Below are 23,965 nucleotides of genomic sequence, written 5' to 3'. Positions count from 1 at the left end.
GAGGACCTTCATGGAGATCACACTGCAGTACTTCGACGGCTGCCCGAACTGGGAGGTGCTCGATCACCGGCTTGCTCAGGTCGTCGAGGGTCGAGCGGATGTCCGCGTCGCCCATCAGCGAGTCGAGACCGCCGAGGACGCCGCCCGCCTCGGGTTTCACGGGTCTCCGACCGTCCTCGTCAACGGCGTGGACCCCTTCGCGGAGGAGGGTGCGCCGGTGGGGCTCGCCTGTCGAGTGTTCCGCACCCCTGCCGGGCTGGCAGGGTCACCGACCGTCGATCAGCTGCGCGAAGCGATTTCCGGCCCCGGCTCGGACGTGTGATGCTCGTTCAGGCGTGGGTGGAACGAAGCGCCGGGTAGTCGGACCATTCACCGCCGGCGAGACGCGACCATGATGCAGCGGACGCCGTCGTGATGCCGAGGAGATCCGAGACGATCCGGGGATGCAATTGCCGGGTGAGCTCGATGAGCGCTGTCGTGCGGGCGCTCCCGGCAAGCAAACCTTCGGTGCGAAGACGGCGGCTCAGCGGGCCCGGGGTGAGGTGACGGCCGGGGTTCCTGCCGGGGAACAGCCATCCTTCTGGGTGGTGCTGGGCAGCATCGACAAGTTCGACGATGGCGTCGCCGAGGATCTCGGGGAGCTCGATCGGCTCGGCTCCGACGGTGAGTGTTACGGGCTGCGAGCTCGTATTGACCTGTGTCCGTGTGATCGTGACGATGCGGGTCAGTTGTATTCCGTAGAGCAGCACGAGGAGACCTGCGGCCCGGGTCTTCGGGTCCAGGTCAGGATCGGACAGGAACCTGCGGGCCATCTGCCAGCGGTGGTCGGAGGCGTAGTCTCGCCCTTCGAGGCGGTGGGCTCGGAATTCGACCCGAAGGGTGCTCAGCCGGTGCTTTCGGAGCCAGCGAGTGAACGGTGCCAGCGCGTCGCGTTGGCTGGGCGAACCGGTCAGATAGGCGTCGAGCCGGCGCTGCGGGAACGTCGCCGGTGTCTCCTGTTGCGCCCGGATCTCCCCAAGGAGCGCGGCACAGTACTTCAGCGCGGCTCGTTGCCTCTGGAAGCCGGCGGCGGGGCTGGATTGGCTGCGGGTTCGAGTGGACCGGAGGAGCTCCCAGGTGCAGTAGCGGCGGAGGATCAGCCGGTCCTCGGGGTGGTCGATGTCGTCGAGCCAGTCGTTGAGCCAGTGGTTGAAGCGTGTTGCTTCGACGTCGAGCGCCGGGAGCACTCCTGAGCGGACCAGAAGCGAGAGGAGGAACGCGACGGCCTGTCCTGACTGGGCTCGGGTAATGATCGCCTCGGCGGTGAGCGGCAGGGCTCCGTCCGCGAGCTCGCGGAGTACGCTCGCGCATTTACTCTTGTGCAGCCAGCGTTCCAGCGACGCCGCCTTGCTGTGATGCGTGAGCAGGTAGTCCGCAAGAGGGTGAAGATCCGTCCGAATCTCTCCCGTGTCGTCGGCGAGCAGCTGCTGGATCGCGATGGGCCTGCGGCACTCGACGCAGAGGTGATGCTTGCGGATCTCCTCGATCGAGCCGCAGCCAGGACAAGCCATCGTTACCGGCGCACCCGCGCAGTCAGCACAGACCTTCTGATCATTCATGAACCCGGTGAGGAACACCCTGCGCCCGCACTCGGGGCAGGGCTGGGGTCTGCGCATCGCGTAGTAGCAACGCGCGCAGACCCGTCGCCCGTCAAGGTGGGAGGCGACGCGGCCAGGCTCTCCGCAGAGACCGCAGGTCTTGATCGGTGCGGTGTAACAGGCCAGGCAGACAAGTTCCGGGCGGCGGACGATGATCGTCGCATGCTGACCGCACCGCGAGCAGTCGCCGAACGATCGAGGGTCGGCTCGCCAGCAGTCGCGGCAGAAGCGCTGCCCGTCGATCGTGCGCTGCACGGGTCGGACCCGGCCACAGGAAGCGCAGGAAACCGACCGGGCGTTCCGCTCGCATCGGGAGCAGTGCCGACCACCGTTCGGTGTCTTGTGTGGCAGACGGACCGCGCGGCCACACGACTCGCACGTCGGCAGGACGACCATGCCTGCTCCGTCGTCGACGAGCGCACGGGCCAGGTCCTGAACAGTCACCGGCACGTTCGCATGCCGCCCCTCGAGGACCCCCGGCTGCTTGATCAGCGCAAGCTCAAGAAGCCGCTGCGTCAGCGGCACCGGCGCGACTGAATGCACGATCTCGACGAGACGCTCGGGCGAGATCTCGGGAACAAGGGGGCGTACGAGGTCGACGACTTCCGCGACTCGCGGCTGCTGCGGAGGCTTCGCCACCGCGGCTACTTCGTCCGCGGCCGGCGGATCGTCGCGCGAACGGGGCGGAGATCGCCAATCGACCCGCGCGTCGCTTCTTCGCCCACGGCAACCGGGGCCGAGGCCTCCCGGCGAGTGATCGTCACGAGATCGTCGAGTGAACACTCCAGCGCATCGCACAGAGCAGCGAGGACGTCGAGACGCACCCGCTGGGGTGGCTGCGTCACCAGCCGATACACCTGCTCTCGGGACAGGTCGATGCCGCGGTCCTCGAGCAGAGGCTTCAGCTTGGAGGTCTGGAAGATCCCGCGCGAGGCCATCACACTGCGCAGATTCCATCCGGTATCGAGCTCAATGGTCATCAGCTTCTCCTTCGATGAGGGCCTTCAGGGCTTCGGCGAGCACCCGGTTCTTGTAGTCCGAACTGACAGAGGCGTAGATCGAGGTCGTCGACGCGTGCATGTGCCCGACCTGCTCCTGGACGAATCGATCGGCGTAGCCGAACTCCAGCAGGTGCGTCACATAGGAATGCCGGAGGCTGTGCAGCGTCAGATCCTTCGACAGGCCGGCCTCGTCCCGCAGCTCCGCGAATCTTCGGTCGAGATAACCGGCGGACAGACGCGTGCGGCGCTCGGTCACCCAGAGCGCGTCGAGGTCATCTCCGGGCGCGAAGCGCTCCCGGGCCTGCTCGAGCCATTGCTGCATGCCGGGCACCCACCAATCGAACTCCGGCACCAGCAGCACCGTGCGCCGTCGTGGTGCGCCGCCGCCCGCGGCCTTCGCCCACCGCACATGGATCGCACCAAAGCGCCCCCACTGGCGCATCTTCGCGTTGTGGTGCAGATCGACGGTATCGAGCATCACCGCCTCGGTGCGGCGCAGACCGAACGCGTACACCGTCTTCAGCAACTGGGCATCCCTCAGCGCGCCGAGCGCGCCCTTGCGGCCCGACGCCACGAGCAGCTCAACGCGGGCGTCGGCCGTGTCGAACAGGCGCTCCACCTCGTCATACGTGAACGGGCGACGCTTCCCATCGCCTTCGAACTCGAACCGGTGCGCCACTGTGTTCCACGGCAGACACACTTGCGAGGGGACGTCCCCGAACTCGCGATCGCAGATCTCCATCCAGTCGTACAACGGGTTCGTGAGGTAGTCACAGAACCCACGGATCGACCCATGATTGGCGCGCATCGTCGACAGCGTCCGAGTCCGGCCACCGGACTCCGCAGTGAACTCATCCACATCCGCCACCGTCCATTTCCACGGCGGCTTGTCCACGAAATCACGGAACCGGGTCACCGTCGCCGTCCGATTTCGGATCGTCTGATCACGAAGCCCCCGTGACAACTGCTGGTTCCGCCAGCCCTCGATCATCGCGTTGAATACCTGCTCCTCAGGGTTCGCCAGCGCGACGTTCGAAGCTGAAGTGATCAGTCGAAGCGCCGCTGGAGAAGCCCCAAAGTCTTGCATTAGATGCAACAAAGTATGGGACAGTGCATCACCATGTCAACTCAGGACTCGGCATCCGCAAGATCGCGCTGTTATGGTCAGAGCAGTTCGGCACCGAACAAGACGAATAGGCGTCGTTTGCAAACGTGAACAGTTGCATTCACTGCAACACGCGATGGTTCATCACACGGCGGCACTGGTCCGTCAACATCCGCAAGTTCCTCCCCGCCTTCGGCGACCTGGCGAGCCTCGTCGCAGCGGGGTCGCTCGCGCCCGAGGCCGCGCGAGTCCTGCGCGATGCGATGGGGGACGGACGGAGCGTCCTCGTGTCCGGCGCCACGCACGCAGGCAAGACCACACTCCTCGGCGCGCTGATCGCCGCGTGTCCGCCGCTCCACCGCATCGTCACGGTGGAGGAGACGTTCGAGCTCTTCGTCGACGCGCCCGACCTCGTTGCGATGCAGGGGCGTCAGCCGTCCCTCGAGGGAACGGGGGAGGTCACGCTCCGCCGGCTCGTGAAGGAAGCGCTGCGGATGCGCCCCGACCGCCTTGTCGTCGGCGAGGTGCGCGATGCCGAGGCCCTCGACCTGCTGCTCGCGCTCAACACGGGCGTGCCGGGCGCCGCGACGATCCATGCGAACTCCGCGCGCGAAGCGCTCACCAAGCTGAGCGCCCTGCCGCTGCTGGCCGGCCGCAACATCGACTCGGGATTCGTCCTTCCCGCCGTCGCGGGTTCCGTCGACCTTGTCGCGCATTGCGAACGCGACTCCGCTGGACGGCGACGCGTCGTCGAGATCGTGGAGCCCATCGGCGTGGTCGACGGCGTGATCGAGTGCCGCACGGTGTACACGTGCGGTGCGACGGTTGAGAGCCGCGGGGACTCGGCCGCATGACGCTCGTGTGGGGAGCGGTGCTCGGCGCGGGACTGGTGATGGTCCTGTCGCCGTGGCTGTGGCCGGTCCGCGAGAAGCAGACGGATGCCCCGCCCGGTCGCCTCGCGCGCCTGCTCGAGTCCGCCGGACTGTCGCGTGTCGCTCCGGGCACCTTGCTCGTCGCATGCGCCGCGGGCGCGGCGCTCGGCGGGGCGACCGCGTGGCTCGCGACGCAGGTGTGGGCGCTCGCGCTGGTGGCGGCCGTGGGCGGCGCTGCCGTGCCGCTCGCATGGCTGCGCGCTCGCCGACTGCGCCTCCTGCGAACGCGCCGCGGACTGTGGCCCGACGTATGCGACCTGCTCATCGCATCCGTCAGAGCGGGCATGTCGCTGCCCGACGCCCTCGCGAGCCTCGCCGATTCGGCGCCGACCTCTCTGCGGGCACCGTTCGAGCAGTTCGCACGGGACCTTGCGGCATCCGGTCACTTCGACTCGAGCGCGCAGCGGCTCAAGACGGCGCTCGGCGACCCCGTGGCCGACCGCATCGTCGAGACGCTCCGCATGGCACGCCAGGTCGGCGGCACCGAGCTCACGACCGTGCTGCGTGCGCTCGCGGCATCCGTACGCGCCGACGCTTTGCTGCGCGCAGAAGTCGAGGCCCGGCAGTCGTGGGTGCGCGGGGCGGCCGTGCTCGGCGTCGCGGCGCCGTGGATCATCCTCGCGCTCCTCGCGATGCGGCCCGAGGGGGCTCGCGCGTACGGCAGCCCGGAGGGCGTCGCGCTCATCCTCGGCGGCGCGGTCGTCTCGCTCGTCGCGTACCGCCTCATGATCCGGGTGGGGCGCCTCCCGGAGCCACGGCGGTGGTTCTCGTGACCGTCCTTGCAACCGACCTCGCTCTCGCGGTCGTGCTCGGCAGTGCGTTCGGGGTCGGCGTGTGTCTCCTGCTCGCACTGGTGCCGCGATGGGGCGCGCCGTCGCTCACGCGCCGCGTCGCCCCGTACCTGCGCGACATCACCGATCCTCGCGGTATGGCGTTCGTGCCGGAGCCCTTCGGTCTCCGTGCGCTCCTGCGAGAGGAGCGCGACCGGTGGGCGGCCCGGCTGGGCGGGTCGGCATCGATCGAGCGCCGCGTGCGCCAAGCGGGATGGGAGACGGATGCCACGGCCTTCCGCGGCCGTCAGCTCGTGTGGGCCGTGGCGGGTGTCGCAGCCGGGGGAGTGCTCGTCGTCGCGCTCGTGCTGCTCGGTCGCGCGGCGCCGGCCGCCGCGCTCCTTCCGCCGCTGTCCGGAGCGATCGCCGCGCTCGGCTGCGATCAGCTTCTCTCGCTCGCGGCACGGAAGCGGATCGAGCGCATCCAGGACGAGCTGCCGACCCTGCTCGAGTTCCTCGCGCTGTGCCTGTCGGCCGGCGAGGGCATCTTCGACTCGCTCCGCCGCGTCGCCGGCACCGGAGCGGGGGAGTTGAGTGCCGAACTCCGCGCGGTCGTCGTCGCGGTCGGCACCGGCTCGTCGCTCACCGATGCGCTCAACCGGTTGTCGCGTGACCTCGAGATTCCCGCGCTCACGCGGTCGGTCGATCAGCTCATCGCCGCGATCGAACGCGGCGCCCCTCTCGCGGATGTTCTCCACGCGCAGGCGCTCGACGCGCGCGAGGACGCCAAGCGCGCCCTCATCGAACAGGCGGGCCGCAAGGAGATCTACATGCTCGTGCCGCTCGTCTTCTTGATTCTGCCGCTGAGCGTGCTGTTCGCGGTGTTCCCGGGGATCTTCATGCTTCGCCTCGGAATCGGCTAGGTCGGAAGGAGACCACTCATGATCCGGAGTCTCATCTCACGCGCGGCGACTCGTCTGCGCGTCGTCGTCGACGACGAACGCGGCGACGTGCCCGGCTGGGTCCTGATCACTCTCATGACCGCGGGTCTGGTCGTCGCGATCTGGATGCTCGCGGGCCCGGCCCTCGCCGGACTGTTCGAGCAGGCGATCGAGCGCGTCTCCGGCTTCTGAGCATGTCCGACGTACGTGCGAGCGGACGGCAAGCGTTCGCGGTGGTCGTCGATCGAGTGCGTAGGCGCCTCGACCTCGATGACCGCGGCGCGAGCCCGGTCGAGTTCGTGCTCGTCGGGACGCTGCTCACCGTCGTCACGCTCGCCGTGTTGCAGTTCGGACTCGCGGTGTACGTGCGGAACGTCGTGCACGACGCCGCCGTCGACGGCGCGTTCCATGCGGCGCTCGCCGACACGTCGCTCCGAGACGGCGTCGATCGCACGCGCGAGATCGTGACGCGCGCGGTCGGCGCCGAGTTCGCCGACGACCTCGCGGCGCGAGAGACCGACCGCTTCGGGTATCCCGCGGTCGAGATCACAGTGCGAACAACCCTTCCGCTCATCGGTCTTCTCGGTGCACCACGGATGCTGGAGGTGACCGCACATGCACCCGTCGAGTCCTTCGACTGAGGTCACGGCGATCAAAGTCCCGCCCGACGATCCCGAGCGCGGGTCCGCCCCGCTCGAGTTCATCCTCGTGGGTCTCCTGATGCTCGTGCCCCTCGTGTACCTCGTCGTCGCGCTCGGTCTCATCCAGTCGCAGGCGCTCGGCGCCGAAGCCGGGGCGCGACACCTCGCCCGTGCCGTCGCCACGGCCGGTGACACCGCCGACGCCGACCGCCGTGCGGAGCGCGTACTCGATTCCGTGGCGGCCGAGTACGGGCTCGAGCGCGCGACCGTGGTCGTCGACGTCGAGTGTCTTCCGGCCGGGGGTGCGTGCCCTCGCGCGGGCGCGATGTTGCACGTGACGATCGCCGGCCGGGTGAGCCTCCCGCTCGTGCCTCCCGTGTTGGGCCTCGAACGGTTCGCGAGCATCCCGATCGAGGCGACGGCGGTGCAGAAGGTGTCCCGCACGTGGGGTGATGGCACGTGAGCGGCATCCGTCAGTTCCTCGCCCGCGTGCGCGCCGCCGCTGCGCACGACGACGAGGGGAGCGTTCTCCCGCTCACGCTCGGCTACGGCGTGCTCGCGCTCGTGGTCGTGCTGGTCTGCGCCGACGCGACAAGCCTCTACCTCGCGCAGAAGCGACTCGACGGTCTGGCGGATGCCGCGGCGCTCGCGGGCGCGGACGGCTTCATGTTCGACGTGGTCGACGGCGCTCCGGTCGCGAGCCTCACACCCGCAGGAGTGCGCTCACAGGCGGAAGCCGTCGTCGCCGACGTCGGGACGACGGCCGTCCTCGTCGATGCCGGCACTCCCGACGGGGTGTCGGCGCGCGTGACGGTGGCGGACACGTGGCGTCCGCCGATTCTCGCGCTGTTCGTGCCGGACGGCGTTCCGCTCGAATCGACCGCGACGAGTCGCACGGCGTTGCGCTGAGCCCATCGAAGACAAGACCGTCGTTCTCGAGCTCAGCCAGATCGGTGAGCAGCGCCGGCAGCTGATCGAGGTGCCAGACCCCTGCCGGCGCGCCACCGCGAGCGACGTGCCGCGCCGCAAGGGCCGCGACCAACCCGGTCGCCCGACTCTGGCTTCGGCCGCGCACCCACCACGCTGCGCGCCGGCCGGCGTCCTCGGCCTCCGCGAGCACGACGAAGTCCTCGCCGCCGATCGGCAGACGCCCGCTCGCGCCCGTAAGTGCGGCCCGCACGGCACGGCTCCTGAGCACGCGCCGTCCGAGCTGCGAGCGCCCGAAGCCGAAGAGCAGCCACGTCAGCACTCGCGAGTCCAGGCAGAGGCGCGTCGTGACGCTCGGCACACCCAGTGTCCGTCGGAGCGAGACTTGGTCGGCGAACGGCATGTCGTGGGCGGTTCGCCGCCCGATGCCGGGCACGTCGACGCGGCGGGCGCTGTGGTGCGCCGCATCCGGTTCGAGGATCCCGTCGATCGTCCAGCGCACCGCCTCGGCACCGTGCTCCTCGCGTGCTCCGACCATCACCGTGAGGTCGACGCTCTCGGCGTGCCCGCCGAGAGCCGAGACCGCCTGTCGTGCGAGCACGTTCGTGAGGCCGGGCGCGACGCCGACACTCAAGACGATGCTCGCACCACGCTTCCGCGCGATCGGCGCGAGCGCCTCGACGTTCGCGAACTGCTCGGCCGACGCGGTCACGTCGACGACGGAAACGCCCTCCTCGAGGCACACCGCGTGGAGCGAGCCGTCGGGCACGTCCACGCACAGCACGACCACGCTCGGTCGCCAGCGGCGGAGCGCGGCCCGAACGCTCGAAGCGTCGGTGACATCCACGCGCACCGCGGTGTGCGGTCCCTGCTGCGACGGATGCCGCGAGCCCACCAGCACGCGGAGTCGGGGATCGCCCGCGAGGCGCTCCGCCGCGATCGACCCGACACGACCCGATCCGCCCACCACGAGGATCCGGCGTATCGCGTCGCCGGCTTGCCCGCGCGGGGACACGTCGCTCATGGCCGCCCCGTTCAATGCAGCGGCCCCTCGGGCAGCGCACTCGAGTCGATGCGACCCGGTGCGATGAAGATCAGCGACACGGCAGCCGCTCCGATCGCGGCGATCGCGAGCGCGCCGAATCCGCGGCCGAAAGCGCCCGCGTCGAGCAGCGGTGCCGATGCGGCGCCGATGACGGATGCCACGGCGGCCACGCCGAACGCACCTCCGATCTCGTGGCCGGTGTTGACGATGCCCGACGCGAGTCCCGCCTCGTGCACGTCGACGCGCGCGAGGGCGCTCGCGGTCGCGGTGAGGAACGCAGGCCCGAGCCCGAACGACACGAGCACGAGTCCCGCGATGAGGGGGTACCAGAGCGTGGACGAACCGTCGAGCTGTGTGAGCACGAGCCCGCCCGCGGCGGTGATCGCGAACGCCACCGCCGCCACGAGGCGCACCGAGAAGCGGGCGAGCGCGCGCGACGCGAGGTGCGCCGAGATCACCGTTGCGATCGCCGACGGCAGGAACGCGAGACCCGCCTGGAACGGATCGAGCCCGACCACCTGCTGCAGGTACATCGACGCGAGGAAGAACATCGACAGCATCGCTGCGCTCGCGAGCAGCATGAGCGCGAGCCCGGTCACGACCGGTCGCTGACGCAGCACGCCGAGCGGCATGAGGGGCGCCGGATGCCGTCGCTCCTGCATGGCGAAGAGCACGAGCGCGAGGAATGCGACGCCGAGCCCCAGTGCGGTCGACCACGCCGCGGCGAGACCCTCCGCGTCATCGCCGGCCCCGAGTCCGCTCAGCGCGACGACGAGCGCCGCCGCGAAGACCGTCGCGAGCACGCCGCCTACGACGTCGATCCGCCCTCCGATTCCGCGTGACGCCGGCAGCATCGCCGACAGCAGCGCGATGAGCGCCACGCCGATCGGCACGTTGACGAGGAAAATCCATCGCCACCCCGGACCTGAGGCGAGCAGTCCGCTCGCCATGAGCCCGACAGCGAAACCGGATGCGCCGATGCCCGCCCACACGCCGAGCGCGCGCGTGCGCGCGGCTCCGGTGAACAGTGCCGAGACCGACGCGAGCGCCGCGGGCGAGATGAGCGCCGCGCCGACGCCCTGAGCGGCGCGGCCGGCGATGAGCAGACCGCCATCGGGCGCCAGACCGCACAGGGCCGAGCTGATCGTGAAGACGGCCAAGCCGCTCACGAGCAGTCGCCGCCGACCCAGGACGTCCGCGAGCCGGCCGCCGAGCAGCATGAGGCCGCCGAACGCGACGGCATATGCCGTGATGACCCACGTCAGAGCGCCCGTGTCGAGACCGAGGTCGCGGCCGATCGAGGGAAGCGCGATGTTCGCGGCGGTGACATCGAGCACGAGCATGAACTGCGCGACGCACAGCAGTGCGAGCACGACCCAATCGCGGGTCGTCGGGACGGCCGGGGAAGAGTCGGGTGACGTGCGGCCGGCCGGTCTTTGGGTGCTCACGGGGGACCTCCTCTGGTGTGGCTTGCCATGAACAAGCGTTCACGATACGCTCGTGAACATCGATTCACAACCCCGATGGGAGAAAAACCATGACGACGCTCACCTTCATCGCCTCGTACCGCGTGCACGACGGGCACCTCGACGCCGTGCGCGCACTCGCAGCCGAGTACGCCGACCTCGTCGAGCGGGAGGAGCCGCGGTGCATCAGCCTCCGGCTCCACTTCAGCGAGGACGGATCACGATTCGTCCATCTGGCGGAGATGCGCGACTCGGATGCGATGGAGTCGCATCTCGCGCTCGTGGCCCCGTTCATCGAGGGCTCGGCCGACGACCTCGTGGCGGAGCAGCTCATCGTCATCGGCGAGCCCGGCCCGCGGCTGCAGGGCGCGCTCGAGCGCAATGCGGCTGCCGGTACCACCGTCGCGGTGTTCGCACAGCCCGGTTTCGGATTCGATCGCATCCCGGCGCTCGCCGGCTGAGCGTGCGATCGGTCGCGGGTCGGGGCGGCGCTAGCCTGTCTACGTCATGCATCAGCTCACATCGACAGGTCGGCGTCGTGCCCGCCCCGCGCTCGACTGAGGCGACCTCGCGCCTGCGCGCGGATCTACTCGGGCACGCACGCACGCTCGTGCGCCGCGACGGACCTTCGGCGCTCACGATGCGGGCGCTCGCGCAGGAGGCCGACTGCGCGGTCGGACTCCCGTACAAGGTCTTCGCCGACCGGGAAGAGATCGTGATCGAGCTCATCAAGCTCGAACTCGACGACCTCGTCGCGCAGTTCGACGAGTGGCTCGCAGGGAGCGAGCAGCACTCGGTCTCCGCGAACCTCGACCGCTACGCGACCATCCTGCTCGATTCCCCGGCGGCGGCGCTGGTGCACGCGGAGCTCATGGGTGCTCGCGTCGTCGACGACCGTCTCGCCGCGGCCACGCGCGACTCCGCGTTCATCGCATCGCTTCACACCGCCGTGCCCGAGTATCTGCGGCTCGAGCAGCGGCGAGGGCGCGTGCGGACCGACGTCGATGCGGAAGCGTTCGGTTTCCTCATCACAGGTGCGATCCACAACCTCATCGCCGCGGGGTCCGTGTATCCGCGTCCCAGCCGTGCCGAGCTCTCCGCGATCCTCGAGCACATCGCACAGACGATCACCTGACGCCTGCCCCGCCGCGCGACACTGCGCCATTCACCCAGAGCGCGCGACGGGACCGGACCCGCGTGGCGGCTGCTTGCGCAGCTCCCACGGCATCGGCGCCCCCGATCGCATGCCCGGGCCGTGCGAGCGCACGTACGCCATGTGGATGCGCTGCGCCGCCTCGCGCAGCGTCGTCGCCCAGCCGATGACCTCGCCGCGCCACACCGCGCGATAGCGGACCTCTTGCCCGTTCATGACGCGCCGGATCTCGATCGTGCCGTACTCGGTGCCGTCGGGAGCGATCATGCGCCACGTGCCCGTCGGACCCTCGACCGCAGCGAGAACAGGATGCCAATCGCCGACCAACCGGAGTTCCCCTTTCTCCGGCCGACGACACCAGGATAGGACGCGACCACCGACACGACAGCACAGGTCCCTCGCGCTGTCGAAACCCGCACGCGCGGTCGTCGCGAAATGCCGCGGATGCAGGAAACCGCAGCGCGAGCGCGTAGACGACCCCTCCCGGGCTGCGGGCTACCGCACCCGCGGAACGAACCGCGGCACCCACCGCACGAACCCGTACGCACCGACGAGCCCGATCACGCCCATCGCGCCCGTCGCGATCGACAGCGACGTCGCGGCGGCGATGCCCGACACGAGCAGCGGCGCGAGCGCGCCGCCCGCGTCGGTGAGCGTGCGCCACGAGCCCAGGAACGGCGCAGGGTCGGCCGGTGGCGCGACATCCGCTCCCAGCGTCAGCAGGATGCCGCTCGACAGACCGTTCCCGACGCCCAGCACCGCCCCGAACATCGCGAACCACATCGCCGCCGAGTCGAGGTCGTGCGTGAAGGCCAGCGCGAGGAACCCGGCGCCCATGAGCACCATCGCCGGAAGCGCCGCCCACAGGCGGCCGAAGCGGTCCATCACCTGGCCGCTCGCGTAGAAGAGGGCGAAGTCGATGGCGCCCGCGACTCCCACCACGAGCGCGATCGTCTGGGCGTCGAGCCCCAGCGACACGCCCCACAGCGGCAGGACGACCTGGCGCGCCGAACGCACGGCCGACAGCGACGCCGCGGCCAGCCCCAGGCGCGACAGCACGGTCCGGTGCCGCCACATCGTGCGGAACACCCCGACGCGATCCGCCGTCGGGATCGAACCCGTCACCGCCTCGCCCGTGTCCTCGCTGATGGTGTCGTCGGCCGGCGTGTGCATCGCCGGCGGCGGGGCGGCGGGGGCCGCATCCGCCATGAACGCTGTCTCGGGGTCGCGCCCGAACGTCACGAGGAGCCCGGTCGCGAGCAGACACACGCCGAAGAACCAGATCGCCGCGTGCGGGTCGCCGAACAGTGCGAGCAGGCCCGCCGCGATGAACGGCCCGACGAACACGCCGAGGCGGTAGCTGCCGCCGAGCAGCGACAGCGATCGCGCGCGGAACGACAGCGGCACGCGCGTGGTCATGAACGAGTGGCGCGCGAGTCCGAAGGCGGCGGCGCTGAATCCGATGAGCAGAACGGATGCCGCGAACACCCCCAGCACAGGGGCGAGCGCCATCGCGACGACGCCGACGAGCGAGACACCGGCGGCGATCATCATCGTGAGCCGCTCGCCGACGCGCGCGACCGCCCATCCGGCCGGGAGGTTGCCGATGAGCTGGCCGACGACGAGGGCGGATGCCACGAGCGCCGCCACCGGGACGCTCGCGCCCAGATCGGCGGCGATCACCGGGATGAGGGGGAGCACCGCGCCCTGACCGATGCCGTAGAGGAGGGTCGGACCGTAGATCATCGGCGCGAACTGCCACAGCAGCTTCCGTGCATCGTCAGCTGGGCGTTCGGTCACGACCATCCACGTTAGTCTGGAGTGTCATGCTCGAATTCGATCCGTCCGACGACATCCAGGCCCTGCGCTCCACGTTCGCCGACATCAAGGCGGTGGTCGACGTGCCCGCGCTCGAGGCCGAGATCGCGCGGCTCAGCGAGCAGGCCGGCGCCCCCGATCTGTGGGACGACGTCGAGAAGGCGCAGAAGATCACGAGCGCACTGAGCCACCGGCAGTCCGAGCTCAAGCGCATCACCGACGTCGAGCGGCGTCTCGACGACCTCGACGTGCTCGTCGAGCTCGCCAACGAGATGGACGACGAGGATGCCGCCGAAGAGGCGCGCCGCGAGATCGCCGAGCTGGAAGACATCGTCGGTCAGCTCGAGGTGCAGACGCTGCTCGACGGCGAGTACGACGACCGCGCCGCCGTCGTGACGATCCGCTCCGGCGCGGGCGGCGACGACGCGACCGACTTCGCCGAGATGCTGCTGCGCATGTACCTGCGGTGGGCCGAGCGTCACAAGTACCCCGTCAAGGTCATGGACACGTCGTATGCCGAGGGTGCGGGCATCAAGTCCGCGACGTTCGAGGTCGACGCGCCCTACGCGTACGGCACCCTCTCGGTGGAGGCCGGCACGCATCGCCTCGCGCGCATCAGCCCGTTCGGCTCGGCCGACAAGCGCCAGACGTCGTTCGCCGCCGTCGAGGTCATCCCCGTGATGGAGGAGGCGCAGGAGGTCGACATCCCCGAGAGCGACATCCGCGTCGACGTCTTCCGGTCGTCGGGCCCCGGCGGCCAGTCCGTCAACACGACCGACTCGGCCGTGCGCATCACGCACATCCCGACCGGCATCGTCGTGTCGATGCAGAACGAGAAGTCGCAGATCCAGAATCGCGCGGCCGCCATGCGCGTGCTGCAGACGCGCCTCCTGCTGCTCAAGCGCGAAGAAGAGGCCGCCAAGAAGAAGGAGCTCGCCGGCACCATCACCGCGAGCTGGGGCGACCAGATGCGCTCGTACTTCCTCTACGGCCAGCAGCTCGTGAAGGATCTGCGCACCGGCTACGAGGTCGGCAACCCCGCGATGGTCTTCGACGGAGACCTCGACGGCTTCATCTCGGCCGGCATCCGCTGGCGCAAGCGCAAGTCCGAAGAGGACTGACACCGAGTCCCGATCGCCGGGATGAGACGGATGCCGCCCCGGCGGGTGTCGCTGGGCGACCGCTCGGCCTGCGCGCTTAGGCTCGTTAGGCCATGATCCGGTTCGAAAACGTCACGAAGCGCTATCGCGGCACGTCGAAGCCCGCCCTCAGCAAGGTCGACTTCGAAGTGCAGCGCGGGGAGTTCGTGTTCCTCGTCGGTGCTTCGGGCTCCGGCAAGTCCTCGTGCCTGCGCCTCATCCTGCGCGAAGAGACCCCGAGCGACGGCCGCGTGGTCGTGCTCGGCCGAGACCTGAGGACACTGTCGAACCGCAAGGTGCCGTACTTCCGGCGCCACATCGGCGCCGTGTTCCAGGACTTCCGTCTTCTTCCGAACAAGACCGTCTTCCAGAACGTCGCGTTCACCCTTCAGGTCATCGGGTCGTCGCGCGGGTTCATCCACCAGGCCGTGCCCGAGGTGCTCGCGCTCGTGGGCCTGTCCGGCAAGGAGAAGCGCTTCCCGCACGAACTGTCCGGCGGCGAGCAGCAGCGCGTCGCGATCGCCCGGGCGCTCGCGAATCGGCCGCAGGTGCTCCTCGCCGATGAGCCGACCGGAAACCTCGACCCGGCGACCTCGGTCGACATCATGCAGCTGCTCGCGCGCATCAACGACGGCGGCACGACGGTCGTGATGGCGACGCACGAGGCCGGCTTCGTCGACCAGATGCAGCGCCGCGTGATCGAGCTGCGTGACGGCGAGATGGTGCGCGACGAGCGTCATGGCGGGTACGGCGACACGTCGAGCCTGCCGAGCCTCGCGCCCATGCCCGAGCGGGGAGCCGCCGCCGTCGCCGCGCTCACCGCGGTGCTCGAGCTCCAGCGTGAGATCAACGAGAGTGGGGTGGTCGACCTCGAGCCGGCCGCCGAGGCGGCCGCGACGGCCGCCGCGGAGGCCGCGGCCCCCGAGATCCTCACGCCCGAGCCGGAGCTCGAGCCCGAGATCGAGGCCGAGCCGGTCGTGGACCCGGAAGGTGCGGCATCCGTCGCGTCCCGCGGTCGGCCGGCACCCGCTCCCGAGGCCGAGACGGCCGAAGAGGAGACGGATGCGGCAACCGCCCCTGCACCGCGCACCGCGCCCGTGCCGGTCGCGGACATCCCCGAGGTCGAGGTCGCCGAGCTCGGGCTCGCCGATCGCCTGGGGCTCGCGGATGCCGAGAACGACGAGGAAGTGGGTCCCACGACGTGAGGGTCGGACTCGTCATCACGGAGGCGCTGACCGGCCTCCGCCGCAACGCCTCGATGGTCATCTCCGTTGTGCTCGTCACGTTCGTGTCGCTCACGTTCGTCGGCGCGGCGATGCTCATGCAGATGCAGATCGGCACGATGCGCGATTACTGGGTTGATCGCGCGCAGGTCGCGGTGTACATGTGCACGTCGATTTCGCAGGCGACCACATGCGTCGACGGCGCCGCGGGCGAGGAGCAGATCGCCGCCGTGCGCGAGAAGCTCGAAGGGCCTGCGCTGTCACCTCTCATCCGCGAGATGCGCTTCCTCAACCACGAAGAGGCGTATGAGGAGCTGCTCGAGCTCGTCGGCGAGGACAACGCGAGCGTGCTCACCCCCGATCAGGTCAACGAGACCTTCCGCATCACGCTCGTGGACCCGACGCAATCGGATGTCATCGTCGAGGCGTTCCGCGGAGAGCCGGGCGTCGAAGAGGTGCAGGACCAGCTGCAGTACCTCGATCCGCTGTTCTCGGCCCTCACCGTGGCGACCTACATCGCCGTCGGGATAGCGGCGCTCATGCTCATCGCGGCGGTACTGCTGATCGCCACGACGATCCGCCTGTCGGCGTACGCGCGAAGGCGCGAGATCGGGATCATGCGACTCGTCGGCGCGTCGAACGGGTTCATCCAGTCGCCGTTCGTGCTCGAGGGCGTCTTCGCGGCGCTCTTCGGCTCGGTGCTCGCGAGCGCCGCCGTCCTCGCCGGCGTGCGGTTCGGCGTCGAGGATTACCTGCGCGGGCGCATCGAGTTCGTCACGACGTGGGTGGGGCTGTCCGATGCCTGGCTCGTCGTTCCCGTCCTCATCCTGATCGGTGTCGTGCTGGCGGCGTTCTCGGCGGGCTTCGCCATCCGGCGCTGGCTGCGCGCCTGACCGGACTCGCGCGTCGGCTAGACTGACACGCTGCCGTGCGCCCGGTGCGGCACTCGATCAAGGAGTCACGTCATGCCCAAGGAACGCGGTGAGAAGGTCATCGCGACCAACCGTCGCGCGCGGCACGACTACACCATCGAGAAGACGTACGAGGCGGGGCTCGTGCTCACCGGCACCGAGGTCAAGTCGCTGCGACAGGGTCGCGCGAACATCAACGACGGGTACGCCTACATCGACGGCGGCGAGGCGTTCCTCGACGCGGTGCACATCCCCGAGTACGCCCAGGGTCACTGGACCAACCACGCCGCCAAGCGCACGCGCAAGCTCCTGCTGCACAAGGACGAGATCATCAAGCTCTCGCACGAGGTCTCTGCGGGCGGTTACACGCTCGTGCCGCTCAAGCTGTACTTCTCAGACGGTCGCGCGAAGGTCGAGATCGGCGTCGCCAAGGGCAAGCGCGAGTACGAGAAGCGCCAGACGATCCGCGAGCGAGAAGACAAGCGCGAGGCCGAGCGCGCGATGCGCACCCGCAACCGCCTGGGCGAGTGACGCGGGGCGCGGCATCCGCGCAGGCGGGATCAGCGCGCGCTGAACCGAGCCTCGATCGCCGCCGTCACCACGATGTCTTCGGGCTGGAGGCTGATGGCCGGTGCGCCGCCGCCCGCATCCGCCGCCGAGAACGCGGCCCGCGCCATGAGCGGTCCTTTCGCCATGGGCTGCGACTCCTCACGCGCGAGGAGCCCGACGTCGGCGATCTGCAGCGGCGACACCGTGCCGAGGCCCAGCGCCGACGCGTATGCGGTCGCTCGCGCGACGGCGACGTGCACGGCTTCGGCGGCGGTGTCGCGCTCGACCGCAGCGCGGGTCTCGGGCGTGAGCTGCCACTCGATCCAGCCCAGCTGGACGCCCTCGCGCTCGGCCACCTCGCCCGCCCACCACGACAGCGCGGTGAAGTCGCGGAAGGTGGCGGTGAAGTCGACGGATGCGTGGTGCACGGGCGCGAGGCGTCGGCCCTCCGGATGCCACGGCCGCTCCGACCACACCGACACGCGCCGGCTCGTCCACTCCTCGACCGTCCCGTCCGCCTTGCGCGTGGCGAGGTCGTCGCGCACGGGCTCGCTCAGCGCGGCCATGCGCTCGACGACGGCTCCGCGCTCGGGGCCTTCCGCGCGCACGGTCAGGTGCGCGACCGCGCGCTCGGGCTGCAGGCGTGTCTCGTGCTCACCGCGCACCGAGATCGTGACTTCGCTCATGGACGAGAGCCTACGCGGCGGGGGGCGTGTCAGCGGCCGGCGTCGGGCGACGTGATGTAGTCGAGGTACTCGGGTTCGGCGGCCCACCGCACGGCGAAGGGCGTGAACAGGAATGCGCCGCCGGGACCGCTCGTCCGGCTCGTGAAGAGGGTCGAGCCCGTGGCATCCGTCTCACTCCTCGTCCACCCCGTCTCCTCGAGGTGGAGCATCGCGCTCACGGCGTTGTAGGAGTCGATGCGGGCCCAAGCGAGGTCGATGACGTTGTCGGTCGCGACCTCGGGGCCGGCGCCCCACCGGCACACGATGAAACCCTCCGGCGTGCCGCCGGGGAAGTCGTCGAAGGGACGCGCGCCGATCGGCTCGTCGACCGTGCTCCACGAGATCCAGCCGTTGGAGCGGGCGAGTGCCTGGAACTCCGACGTCGACGTGTTCTCGCACGTCGCCGCCGCGGGCGTCGGTGCCGTCGTCGGTGTGGGTGAGGAACTGGTGGTCGGCGTCTGCGTCGGCGACGGCGACGTCGTGCGGGTCGGGGTCGCCGTGGGCGTCGCGGTCGGCGTCGGACGGGGCACGGCGAACACGAGGATCAGCACGAGCGCGGCCACGGCGGCGGCAGCGCCGCCGGCGATGATCCAGAGGCGGGTGGTCGTCACCGATCGAGCGTAACCGTTCCGGATGCCGCGGCCCGCCGTCGCCGCGCGGGGGTGGCACACCACCCGCGTCGGCGCAACCCCGACCCGCGGCCGCGCCGGGTGCTCTAGCGTCGGTCGCAGAGGAACGTACGAGTTCGTCCGGGAGGCACGATGTCTCGCAACGTGAGGGAGCTGCGCTGCACCCCCGAGGACGTGTTCCGCGTGCTCGGCGACGGCTGGCTCTACCCGTCCTGGGTCGTCGGCGCGTCGCGCATGCGCGAGGTCGACGAGGCCTGGCCGCAGGAGGGCGCGGAACTGCACCACTCGGTGGGCGTGTGGCCCCTGCTCATCAACGACAAGACGGTCGTCGAGCAATGCGACCCGCCCCGTCGACTGGTCCTTCGCGCCCACGGCTGGCCGCTCGGCGAGGCGCGCGTGACCATCGACGTCAAGCCGCGCGGCGAGAGGTGCGTCGTGCGCATCCAGGAAGAGCCGATCGCGGGGCCGGGGATGCTCGTGCCCACACCGATCATGGATGTCCTCCTGCACTGGCGAAACGACGAGACCCTGCACCGTCTCGCATACTTGGCCGAGGGCATGGGTCAGCGCAGCGCCGAGCAGAGCACGGGGGAGCGCGAGATGCAGGCGAACGGGCAGAAGGGGCCGAAGAAGGGGTGAGCATGGCGGCGCGCCGCGGATCGACGGAATTCGACGCGGTCGTGGTGGGCGCGGGTCCGAACGGACTCGCGGCGGCGGTCACGCTCGCGCGCGCAGGGCTCCGCGTGCGGGTGTTCGAAGCGGCCGACCAGGCCGGCGGCGGCGCGTCGACACGCGAGCTCACGCTGCCGGGCTTCCACCACGATGTGTGCTCGGCGGTGCATCCGCTCGCCTTCGAATCCCGCTTCTTCCGCGAGTTCGGCCTTCGCCGGCGCGTGGAGTTCGCCATCCCGGAGGTGTCGTTCGCGCATCCGCTCGACGGCGGTCGTGCGGGTATCGCGTATCGCGATCTCGATCGCACGGCCGAGGCACTCGGTGCCGACGGCCGCGCATATGCCGGACTGCTGGGTCCACTCGTCGAGCGCTCGACGCGCGTGGCCGACTTCACGGGCTCGTCGCTCCTGCGGATTCCGCCCGACCCCGTCACGGCGGTCGCCTTCGGCCTGCGGGCACTCGAACAGGGAACGCCCGTGTGGAACGCGCGCTTCCGCGAAGACGCGGCCCCCGCGATGCTCGTAGGCGTCGCGGCGCATACGATCCTGCATCTTCCGAGCCTCGCGGCCGCGGGCGCCGGACTCGCTCTCACGACGTACGCCCACGCGGGCGGCTGGCCGATCCCGATCGGCGGAAGCCAGTCGATCATCGACGCGCTGGTCGACGACCTCCGCGCGCACGGGGGAGACGTCGTGCTGGAGCATCCGGTCACGGCCCTCGCGGAGCTGCCGAGCGCTCACGCGACGCTCCTCGACGTCACGCCGCGCGCGCTCGTGCGCCTCGCGGGCGATGCGATGCCCGACGGCTACCGCCGCGCGCTCGAGCGCTTCCGCTACGGCGGCGGCGTCGCGAAGGTCGACTTCGCCCTGAGCGAGCCCGTTCCATGGGCCGATCCCGATGTGCGGCGGGCGGGGACCGTGCACCTCGGCGGCACACGGGCCGAGGTCGCGGATGCCGAGAACGAGGTCGACCGCGGGCGCCTGCCCGATCGCCCGTACGTGCTCGTATCGCAGCCGTCGCTCTTCGACCCGAGTCGTGCGCCCGACGGCAAGCACACGCTGTGGACGTACACGCACGTTCCGGCCGGCAGCACCGCCGACCGGCAGGAGGCGGTGATCCGGCAGATCGAGCGCTTCGCGCCGGGCTTCCGCGACACGATCCTCGCGGTGAGCTCGCGCACCGCGGTCGACGTCGAGCGGCACAACCCGAACTATCCCGGTGGCGACATCGCGGCGGGAGCCCCCACGCTGTGGCAGATGGTGCGCCGGCCGGTGCTCAGCACCGACCCGTGGCGCACGCCGATCCCCGGCGTATACCTCGCGTCCGCATCCGCCGTTCCCGGGCCCGGTGTGCACGGTCTCCCCGGCTGGTACGCGGCGCGCAGCGCGCTGCGGCACGAGTTCGGCACGCGTGCGCTGCCCGACCTCTCGCCGCGCACAGGAGGCTCGTCATGAGCGAGGAAGGGCCCGTCGTCGTCATCACCGGGGCATCGAGCGGCATCGGACGCGCCACCGCGCACGAGCACGCGACGCGGTGCGCGGCTCGTGCTCGCTGCGCGCAACGAGGACTCGCTCGAGACGGTCGCCGAGGAGTGCCGGGCTCTCGGCGCCGAGGTGCGGGTGATCCCGACGGATGTCTCGCAGCAATCCGACGTGCATGCGCTCGCGGTGGGCGCCGTGGCCGAGTTCGGGCGCATCGACGTGTGGGTGGGCAACGCCGGCGTCTTCGCATACGGGTCGTTCGAGCAGCTCTCCGAGGCCGTGTTCCGGCAGGTCATCGAGACCAACCTCATGGGCCAGGTGCACGGCGCGCGGGCGGTGCTGCCGTACTTCCGGCGGCAGGGCTCGGGCACGCTCGTGCTCGTCGGTTCGCTGTACTCGCGCGTGAGCTCGCCGATGATCTCGCCGTACGTGGCGAGCAAGTTCGGCGTGCTCGGGTTCGCGGAGTCGCTCAGGCAGGAGCTGCGGGGGAGCGGCATCCGGGTTCGCGTGATCCTGCCCGCTACGGTCGACACGCCTATCTACCAGAACGCCGCCAATGTGACCGGCCGGCACGTGCACCCGCTTCCGCCGGCCAGCTCTCCCCGGCGCGTCGCACGGGCGATCGTGCGTGCGCCGGACACGCGGCGCACCGTCCGATTCGTGGGACGGGTCCAGACCGTGGCGCTCCTGCCGCACCGGATGGCCCCGAGGGTCTACGACACCGCAGTGAGGCTCTCCAAGGAGAGGGTCGAGCTGCGGGGGACGGATGCGGATCTGACGGTGGGCACCGTATTCGAGCCGCCGTCCGCGGCCGGCGGGGTCACCGGCGGATGGAGATCCGTCGGCGCGAGGATCGGCGCGGCCGCCGCCGTGTCGGCGATCTTCGCGCTGCTCGTCGCGGGCGGTCGGCTCGTCTCACGCGCGGGTCAGCGGTAACCCTCCAGCTGCGTGCGCTCGTCGGCGACGCGCACCCCGTAGCGATAGGCGAGCTTGCCGCCCAGCCACCCCGAGACGCCGAGCGCCGCGAGGGCGACGATGCTCAGGATGAACCCGACGATGCTCACCTCGTCGTCGTCCGAGTTGAGCCGCACGATGAGGTTGATCAGGAATACCACCACGACGCCCAGATTGAGCGACATGTGGATCAGCGCGGTGCGGTGTGCGGCGCTGCCGCGGGGGAGCTGCAGGAAGTCGAGGAACCCCCAGATCGCCGCGAGCACCGCGCCGATGAGGCCGATGAGGATGAGGATCCACGCGGCGGTCACGTACGGAGTGGGGTCCTCCGCCGCGAAGCCGATGATGTCGAACACGAGGCTCGCGACCCACACCCCGATCGGGATCGTCACGAGGATCGGATGGAACGGATGCCCGTACGGGCCGGCCAGCGGTGTGCGAGGCTGCTTCGCCCGCTGCTGGGGCGTGTTCTGCGGAGCTGACTGCGTCATGAGTCCAGTCGAGCACCCGCCGCGACATGGGGCACAGGGTATTGACAGGGCGGCCGGATGCGGTCATGTGAGCGGGAATGGCGCGGGTGCGGCATCCGTTGTATCCTGTGATGCTCGGATGCCCCGGCATCGAGCATTGACAACTCCACAGTGTGACAGCGGCCGCTCCATGAGGAGCACTCCCTGACTTCAGGGCACGGGGATGATCGGTTTCGACATCGCCTGTGAATCTGCGTGAAGCGGGCCGAGGATGCAGGGTTATCTCGTGAACGCCCCCTGCAAACCAATAACTGCCGAACAGAAGCAGTCTGACTTCGCCCTCGCTGCCTGAGCAGCGAGCCCGAGTCCGTCAGTCCGTGATTGATCCCGTCACGGTTCCTGGCGTCATCTAGGGATCTTGCTGCGTGACGACGCCTGAGCGTCACGCGGGACTCTCATCAGGCTGGGCTCGTCGACTTAGGTGTCTGTGACAAAGGTCGGAGCCGAGCAGAACGCCTTCACAGACTGCGCCCGGAGAAGCCGCAGGCTCTCAGCGATGGACGGGGGTTCGATTCCCCCCATCTCCACGGTGCCGCTGTCACAGGAGTTTCGGGCCCGGCTCCCGCCGATTCGGTGGGGGTCGGGCCCTTTTCATCGGTCTTTTATGCTTCTGAGAGCCCGCACGCTCGCGGATGATGGGGCCGTGACCACTCTTCGATGGATCGGCGTCGACGAGCCGAACTCGGACCGTTCGGCGAGCTCTCGGTATCCGGGGCTCTTCCTGCGGCTCGGCGGTGATTGACTGCGACGAAGGCCCGGCCCGCCGATCGGCGAGACCGGGCCTTCGTCGGATCGTCAGCTCTCGTCGACGGGAACGACGTCGGGGTACTGCTCGAGCCAGGCCTCGATGGCCTCGGCCTCGCGACCCTCGCCGTACTCGTTCACGACGAGGTCCTCGAGCGTGCCGTACTCGGCGTCGTCGAGACGGATGCCGCCGATGAGGTCCGCGGCCTCGGCGCAGCGCGCCGAGAAGCCCTCGGTGCCGAGGAAGTGGAGCGACTCGGGCTCGCCCATCGCGCCCTTCGGGTCTTCGAGGTCCTTCAGGTCGTACGCGTCGTTCGCCCAGAACGGACGCCACGACGTGACGACGATGTCTTCCTGAGCGGCGACGGCGTTCGACAGCTCGGTCGTCATCGCGACGGTGGAGGAGGTGATGAGCTCGTACTCGTCCTCGAGGCCGTATGCCGGGATCATCGAGTCCTGCGTCTGCGCCGTGAGGCCCGCGCCCGGCTCGATGCCGACGATGCGGCCGCCGAAGCGGTCGGCGTTGCCGGCCAGGTCTTCGATCGAGTCGATGTCGACGTAGCTCGGGACGGCGATGGTGAGCTTCGCGTTGTCGTAGTACGCGCCCAGATCCTCGATCGAGTCGCCGTACCGCTCCATGTAGGACGCGTGGGTCAGCTCGGGCCACGCGGACGGGTAGATGTCGACGTCGCCCTGCGCGAGACCCGTGTAGAGCGGGCCCGCCTCGGTGAGCGTTTCCATCTCGACGTCGTAGCCGAGCGCCTCGAGCCGGTTCTCCAGCAGGTAGGCCGTGCTCAGGCCGTCCGTCCACGACGGCAGGAAGCCGAGGGTGATCGTGTCGCAGCTCTCACCGGAGCCGCCGTCCGCGGCATCCGATCCGCCGTCGTTCGCACCGCAGCCGGTCAGCACCAGCGTCGCGGCGGCGCCCAGGGCGAGGACGCCGGTGAGGTTTCGCTTCGTCATGTGATTCAT

The 23,965-nt window shown here is 69.9% G+C and carries 26 protein-coding genes, 1 other RNA gene and 2 pseudogenes; 18 read left to right on the top strand and 11 right to left on the bottom strand.

Annotated features, from left to right (window positions below; translation table 11 throughout):
• Positions 1–10: 10 nt before the first annotated feature.
• Positions 11–322, top strand: a complete 312-nt coding sequence (locus VNR19_RS11075; protein WP_056207192.1) for a DsbA family protein — start codon at positions 11–13, stop codon at positions 320–322.
• Positions 323–329: 7 nt separating this feature from the next.
• Here the strand turns inward: VNR19_RS11075 and VNR19_RS11070 are convergent, their stop codons facing one another.
• Genes VNR19_RS11070 through VNR19_RS11060 form a run of 3 tightly spaced genes read right to left on the bottom strand, consistent with a single transcriptional unit; the run spans position 330 to position 3,725 of the window.
• On the bottom strand, positions 330–2,276 hold the full coding sequence (locus tag VNR19_RS11070) for a site-specific integrase (RefSeq protein ID WP_253247341.1): 1,947 nt from the start codon (positions 2,274–2,276) through the stop codon (positions 330–332).
• Positions 2,277–2,281: 5 nt separating this feature from the next.
• Positions 2,282–2,617, bottom strand: coding sequence for a helix-turn-helix domain-containing protein (locus VNR19_RS11065; protein WP_056207187.1), 336 nt, complete (start codon positions 2,615–2,617; stop codon positions 2,282–2,284).
• On the bottom strand, positions 2,607–3,725 hold the full coding sequence (locus tag VNR19_RS11060) for a tyrosine-type recombinase/integrase (protein WP_273190858.1): 1,119 nt from the start codon (positions 3,723–3,725) through the stop codon (positions 2,607–2,609). The genes VNR19_RS11065 and VNR19_RS11060 overlap by 11 nt, the downstream gene beginning before the upstream one ends.
• 125 nt (positions 3,726–3,850) lie before the next feature.
• Between VNR19_RS11060 and VNR19_RS11055 the strand changes: the two genes are divergently transcribed.
• Genes VNR19_RS11055 through VNR19_RS11025 form a run of 7 tightly spaced genes read left to right on the top strand, consistent with a single transcriptional unit; the run spans position 3,851 to position 7,936 of the window.
• On the top strand, positions 3,851–4,597 hold the full coding sequence (locus VNR19_RS11055) for a TadA family conjugal transfer-associated ATPase (RefSeq protein ID WP_414684150.1): 747 nt from the start codon (positions 3,851–3,853) through the stop codon (positions 4,595–4,597).
• Positions 4,594–5,448 (top strand): type II secretion system F family protein, encoded by an 855-nt coding sequence (locus VNR19_RS11050; protein WP_325726718.1) that lies wholly within the window; start codon positions 4,594–4,596, stop codon positions 5,446–5,448. The genes VNR19_RS11055 and VNR19_RS11050 overlap by 4 nt, the downstream gene beginning before the upstream one ends.
• Positions 5,445–6,368: a type II secretion system F family protein gene (locus VNR19_RS11045; protein ID WP_325726716.1), complete on the top strand. Its 924-nt coding sequence runs from the start codon at positions 5,445–5,447 to the stop codon at positions 6,366–6,368. The genes VNR19_RS11050 and VNR19_RS11045 overlap by 4 nt, the downstream gene beginning before the upstream one ends.
• Positions 6,369–6,386: 18 nt before the next feature.
• The gene (locus VNR19_RS11040; RefSeq protein ID WP_325726714.1) at positions 6,387–6,578 is read left to right on the top strand and encodes a hypothetical protein; all 192 of its coding nucleotides are present in this window, start codon (positions 6,387–6,389) and stop codon (positions 6,576–6,578) included.
• A 2-nt stretch (positions 6,579–6,580) separates the two neighbouring features.
• Positions 6,581–7,027 (top strand): TadE family protein, encoded by a 447-nt coding sequence (locus VNR19_RS11035; RefSeq protein WP_325726712.1) that lies wholly within the window; start codon positions 6,581–6,583, stop codon positions 7,025–7,027.
• Complete coding sequence (locus VNR19_RS11030) at positions 7,002–7,490, top strand: TadE/TadG family type IV pilus assembly protein (protein ID WP_325726710.1); 489 nt, start codon at positions 7,002–7,004, stop codon at positions 7,488–7,490. Before VNR19_RS11035 ends, VNR19_RS11030 begins: the two co-directional genes overlap by 26 nt.
• The gene (locus VNR19_RS11025) at positions 7,487–7,936 is read left to right on the top strand and encodes a pilus assembly protein TadG-related protein (protein WP_325726708.1); all 450 of its coding nucleotides are present in this window, start codon (positions 7,487–7,489) and stop codon (positions 7,934–7,936) included. Before VNR19_RS11030 ends, VNR19_RS11025 begins: the two co-directional genes overlap by 4 nt.
• Before the next feature lie 730 nt (positions 7,937–8,666).
• On the opposite strand, the pseudogene VNR19_RS17310 reads toward VNR19_RS11025, so the two are convergent.
• A pseudogene (locus tag VNR19_RS17310) lies at positions 8,667–8,978 on the bottom strand (NAD-dependent epimerase/dehydratase family protein); the annotation flags it as partial.
• Between the two features lie 11 nt (positions 8,979–8,989).
• Positions 8,990–10,447, bottom strand: a complete 1,458-nt coding sequence (locus VNR19_RS11020) for an MFS transporter (protein ID WP_325726706.1) — start codon at positions 10,445–10,447, stop codon at positions 8,990–8,992.
• Positions 10,448–10,536: 89 nt separating this feature from the next.
• On the opposite strand from VNR19_RS11020, the gene VNR19_RS11015 reads away from it, so the two are divergent.
• Both VNR19_RS11015 and VNR19_RS11010 read left to right on the top strand, forming a co-directional pair.
• Positions 10,537–10,926: a putative quinol monooxygenase gene (locus VNR19_RS11015; protein WP_325726705.1), complete on the top strand. Its 390-nt coding sequence runs from the start codon at positions 10,537–10,539 to the stop codon at positions 10,924–10,926.
• Between the two features lie 77 nt (positions 10,927–11,003).
• The gene (locus VNR19_RS11010) at positions 11,004–11,600 is read left to right on the top strand and encodes a TetR/AcrR family transcriptional regulator (RefSeq protein ID WP_325726704.1); all 597 of its coding nucleotides are present in this window, start codon (positions 11,004–11,006) and stop codon (positions 11,598–11,600) included.
• Between the two features lie 30 nt (positions 11,601–11,630).
• On the opposite strand, the gene VNR19_RS11005 is transcribed toward VNR19_RS11010, so the two are convergent.
• Complete coding sequence (locus VNR19_RS11005) at positions 11,631–11,945, bottom strand: hypothetical protein (protein ID WP_325726702.1); 315 nt, start codon at positions 11,943–11,945, stop codon at positions 11,631–11,633.
• Between the two features lie 168 nt (positions 11,946–12,113).
• Positions 12,114–13,424: an MFS transporter gene (locus VNR19_RS11000; RefSeq protein ID WP_325726700.1), complete on the bottom strand. Its 1,311-nt coding sequence runs from the start codon at positions 13,422–13,424 to the stop codon at positions 12,114–12,116.
• 20 nt (positions 13,425–13,444) lie between these two features.
• Here VNR19_RS11000 and prfB point away from each other — a divergent pair, with 20 nt between their 5' ends.
• From prfB to smpB, 4 genes are all read left to right on the top strand, one after another.
• Complete coding sequence (gene prfB, locus VNR19_RS10995) at positions 13,445–14,557, top strand: peptide chain release factor 2 (RefSeq protein ID WP_325726698.1); 1,113 nt, start codon at positions 13,445–13,447, stop codon at positions 14,555–14,557.
• Between the two features lie 92 nt (positions 14,558–14,649).
• Complete coding sequence (gene ftsE, locus VNR19_RS10990) at positions 14,650–15,780, top strand: cell division ATP-binding protein FtsE (RefSeq protein ID WP_325726696.1); 1,131 nt, start codon at positions 14,650–14,652, stop codon at positions 15,778–15,780.
• A complete protein-coding gene (gene ftsX / locus VNR19_RS10985; RefSeq protein ID WP_325726694.1) occupies positions 15,777–16,691 on the top strand; it encodes a permease-like cell division protein FtsX in 915 nt (304 codons plus the stop codon). Before ftsE ends, ftsX begins: the two co-directional genes overlap by 4 nt.
• Before the next feature lie 72 nt (positions 16,692–16,763).
• A complete protein-coding gene (gene smpB / locus VNR19_RS10980; protein ID WP_325726692.1) occupies positions 16,764–17,240 on the top strand; it encodes an SsrA-binding protein SmpB in 477 nt (158 codons plus the stop codon).
• A gap of 29 nt (positions 17,241–17,269) precedes the next feature.
• Here smpB and VNR19_RS10975 read toward each other — a convergent pair whose 3' ends face one another.
• Positions 17,270–17,944, bottom strand: a complete 675-nt coding sequence (locus tag VNR19_RS10975; RefSeq protein WP_325726690.1) for an SIMPL domain-containing protein — start codon at positions 17,942–17,944, stop codon at positions 17,270–17,272.
• Positions 17,945–17,973: 29 nt separating this feature from the next.
• Complete coding sequence (locus VNR19_RS10970; RefSeq protein ID WP_325726688.1) at positions 17,974–18,594, bottom strand: hypothetical protein; 621 nt, start codon at positions 18,592–18,594, stop codon at positions 17,974–17,976.
• Between the two features lie 150 nt (positions 18,595–18,744).
• On the opposite strand from VNR19_RS10970, the gene VNR19_RS10965 reads away from it, so the two are divergent.
• From VNR19_RS10965 to VNR19_RS10955, 3 genes and pseudogenes are all read left to right on the top strand, one after another.
• Positions 18,745–19,251, top strand: a complete 507-nt coding sequence (locus VNR19_RS10965) for an SRPBCC family protein (RefSeq protein ID WP_325726686.1) — start codon at positions 18,745–18,747, stop codon at positions 19,249–19,251.
• Between the two features lie 2 nt (positions 19,252–19,253).
• Positions 19,254–20,738, top strand: a complete 1,485-nt coding sequence (locus VNR19_RS10960) for a phytoene desaturase family protein (protein WP_325726684.1) — start codon at positions 19,254–19,256, stop codon at positions 20,736–20,738.
• An 81-nt stretch (positions 20,739–20,819) separates the two neighbouring features.
• Positions 20,820–21,701, top strand: a pseudogene (locus VNR19_RS10955) (SDR family NAD(P)-dependent oxidoreductase); the annotation flags it as partial.
• Here VNR19_RS10955 and VNR19_RS10950 read toward each other — a convergent pair.
• Complete coding sequence (locus VNR19_RS10950) at positions 21,692–22,210, bottom strand: DUF2231 domain-containing protein (RefSeq protein ID WP_325726682.1); 519 nt, start codon at positions 22,208–22,210, stop codon at positions 21,692–21,694. The pseudogene VNR19_RS10955 and the gene VNR19_RS10950 sit on opposite strands and share 10 nt — an antisense overlap.
• Before the next feature lie 198 nt (positions 22,211–22,408).
• On the opposite strand from VNR19_RS10950, the gene ssrA reads away from it, so the two are divergent.
• Positions 22,409–22,779, top strand: a transfer-messenger RNA (tmRNA) gene (gene ssrA / locus VNR19_RS10945).
• A gap of 265 nt (positions 22,780–23,044) precedes the next feature.
• On the opposite strand, the gene VNR19_RS10940 is transcribed toward ssrA, so the two are convergent.
• The gene (locus VNR19_RS10940; protein WP_325726680.1) at positions 23,045–23,956 is read right to left on the bottom strand and encodes a glycine betaine ABC transporter substrate-binding protein; all 912 of its coding nucleotides are present in this window, start codon (positions 23,954–23,956) and stop codon (positions 23,045–23,047) included.
• Positions 23,957–23,965: the final 9 nt, after the last annotated feature.

This window comes from Microbacterium sp., from assembly GCF_035556355.1.
Classification (GTDB): Bacteria; Actinomycetota; Actinomycetes; order Actinomycetales; family Microbacteriaceae; genus Microbacterium.
This window is presented reverse-complemented; position numbering and strand designations above follow the sequence as displayed.

Coding starts and splice junctions, on each gene's coding strand:
- VNR19_RS11075 (WP_056207192.1), top strand. CDS start 11: ATGGAGATCACACTGCAGTACTTCGACGGCTGCCCGAACTGGGAGGTG.
- VNR19_RS11065 (WP_056207187.1), bottom strand. CDS start 2,617: ATGACCATTGAGCTCGATACCGGATGGAATCTGCGCAGTGTGATGGCC.
- VNR19_RS11060 (WP_273190858.1), bottom strand. CDS start 3,725: ATGCAAGACTTTGGGGCTTCTCCAGCGGCGCTTCGACTGATCACTTCA.
- VNR19_RS11050 (WP_325726718.1), top strand. CDS start 4,594: ATGACGCTCGTGTGGGGAGCGGTGCTCGGCGCGGGACTGGTGATGGTC.
- VNR19_RS11040 (WP_325726714.1), top strand. CDS start 6,387: ATGATCCGGAGTCTCATCTCACGCGCGGCGACTCGTCTGCGCGTCGTC.
- VNR19_RS11035 (WP_325726712.1), top strand. CDS start 6,581: ATGTCCGACGTACGTGCGAGCGGACGGCAAGCGTTCGCGGTGGTCGTC.
- VNR19_RS11030 (WP_325726710.1), top strand. CDS start 7,002: ATGCACCCGTCGAGTCCTTCGACTGAGGTCACGGCGATCAAAGTCCCG.
- VNR19_RS11015 (WP_325726705.1), top strand. CDS start 10,537: ATGACGACGCTCACCTTCATCGCCTCGTACCGCGTGCACGACGGGCAC.
- VNR19_RS11000 (WP_325726700.1), bottom strand. CDS start 13,424: ATGGTCGTGACCGAACGCCCAGCTGACGATGCACGGAAGCTGCTGTGG.
- prfB (WP_325726698.1), top strand. CDS start 13,445: ATGCTCGAATTCGATCCGTCCGACGACATCCAGGCCCTGCGCTCCACG.
- ftsE (WP_325726696.1), top strand. CDS start 14,650: ATGATCCGGTTCGAAAACGTCACGAAGCGCTATCGCGGCACGTCGAAG.
- smpB (WP_325726692.1), top strand. CDS start 16,764: ATGCCCAAGGAACGCGGTGAGAAGGTCATCGCGACCAACCGTCGCGCG.
- VNR19_RS10975 (WP_325726690.1), bottom strand. CDS start 17,944: ATGAGCGAAGTCACGATCTCGGTGCGCGGTGAGCACGAGACACGCCTG.
- VNR19_RS10965 (WP_325726686.1), top strand. CDS start 18,745: ATGTCTCGCAACGTGAGGGAGCTGCGCTGCACCCCCGAGGACGTGTTC.
- VNR19_RS10960 (WP_325726684.1), top strand. CDS start 19,254: ATGGCGGCGCGCCGCGGATCGACGGAATTCGACGCGGTCGTGGTGGGC.
- VNR19_RS10950 (WP_325726682.1), bottom strand. CDS start 22,210: ATGACGCAGTCAGCTCCGCAGAACACGCCCCAGCAGCGGGCGAAGCAG.
- VNR19_RS10940 (WP_325726680.1), bottom strand. CDS start 23,956: ATGACGAAGCGAAACCTCACCGGCGTCCTCGCCCTGGGCGCCGCCGCG.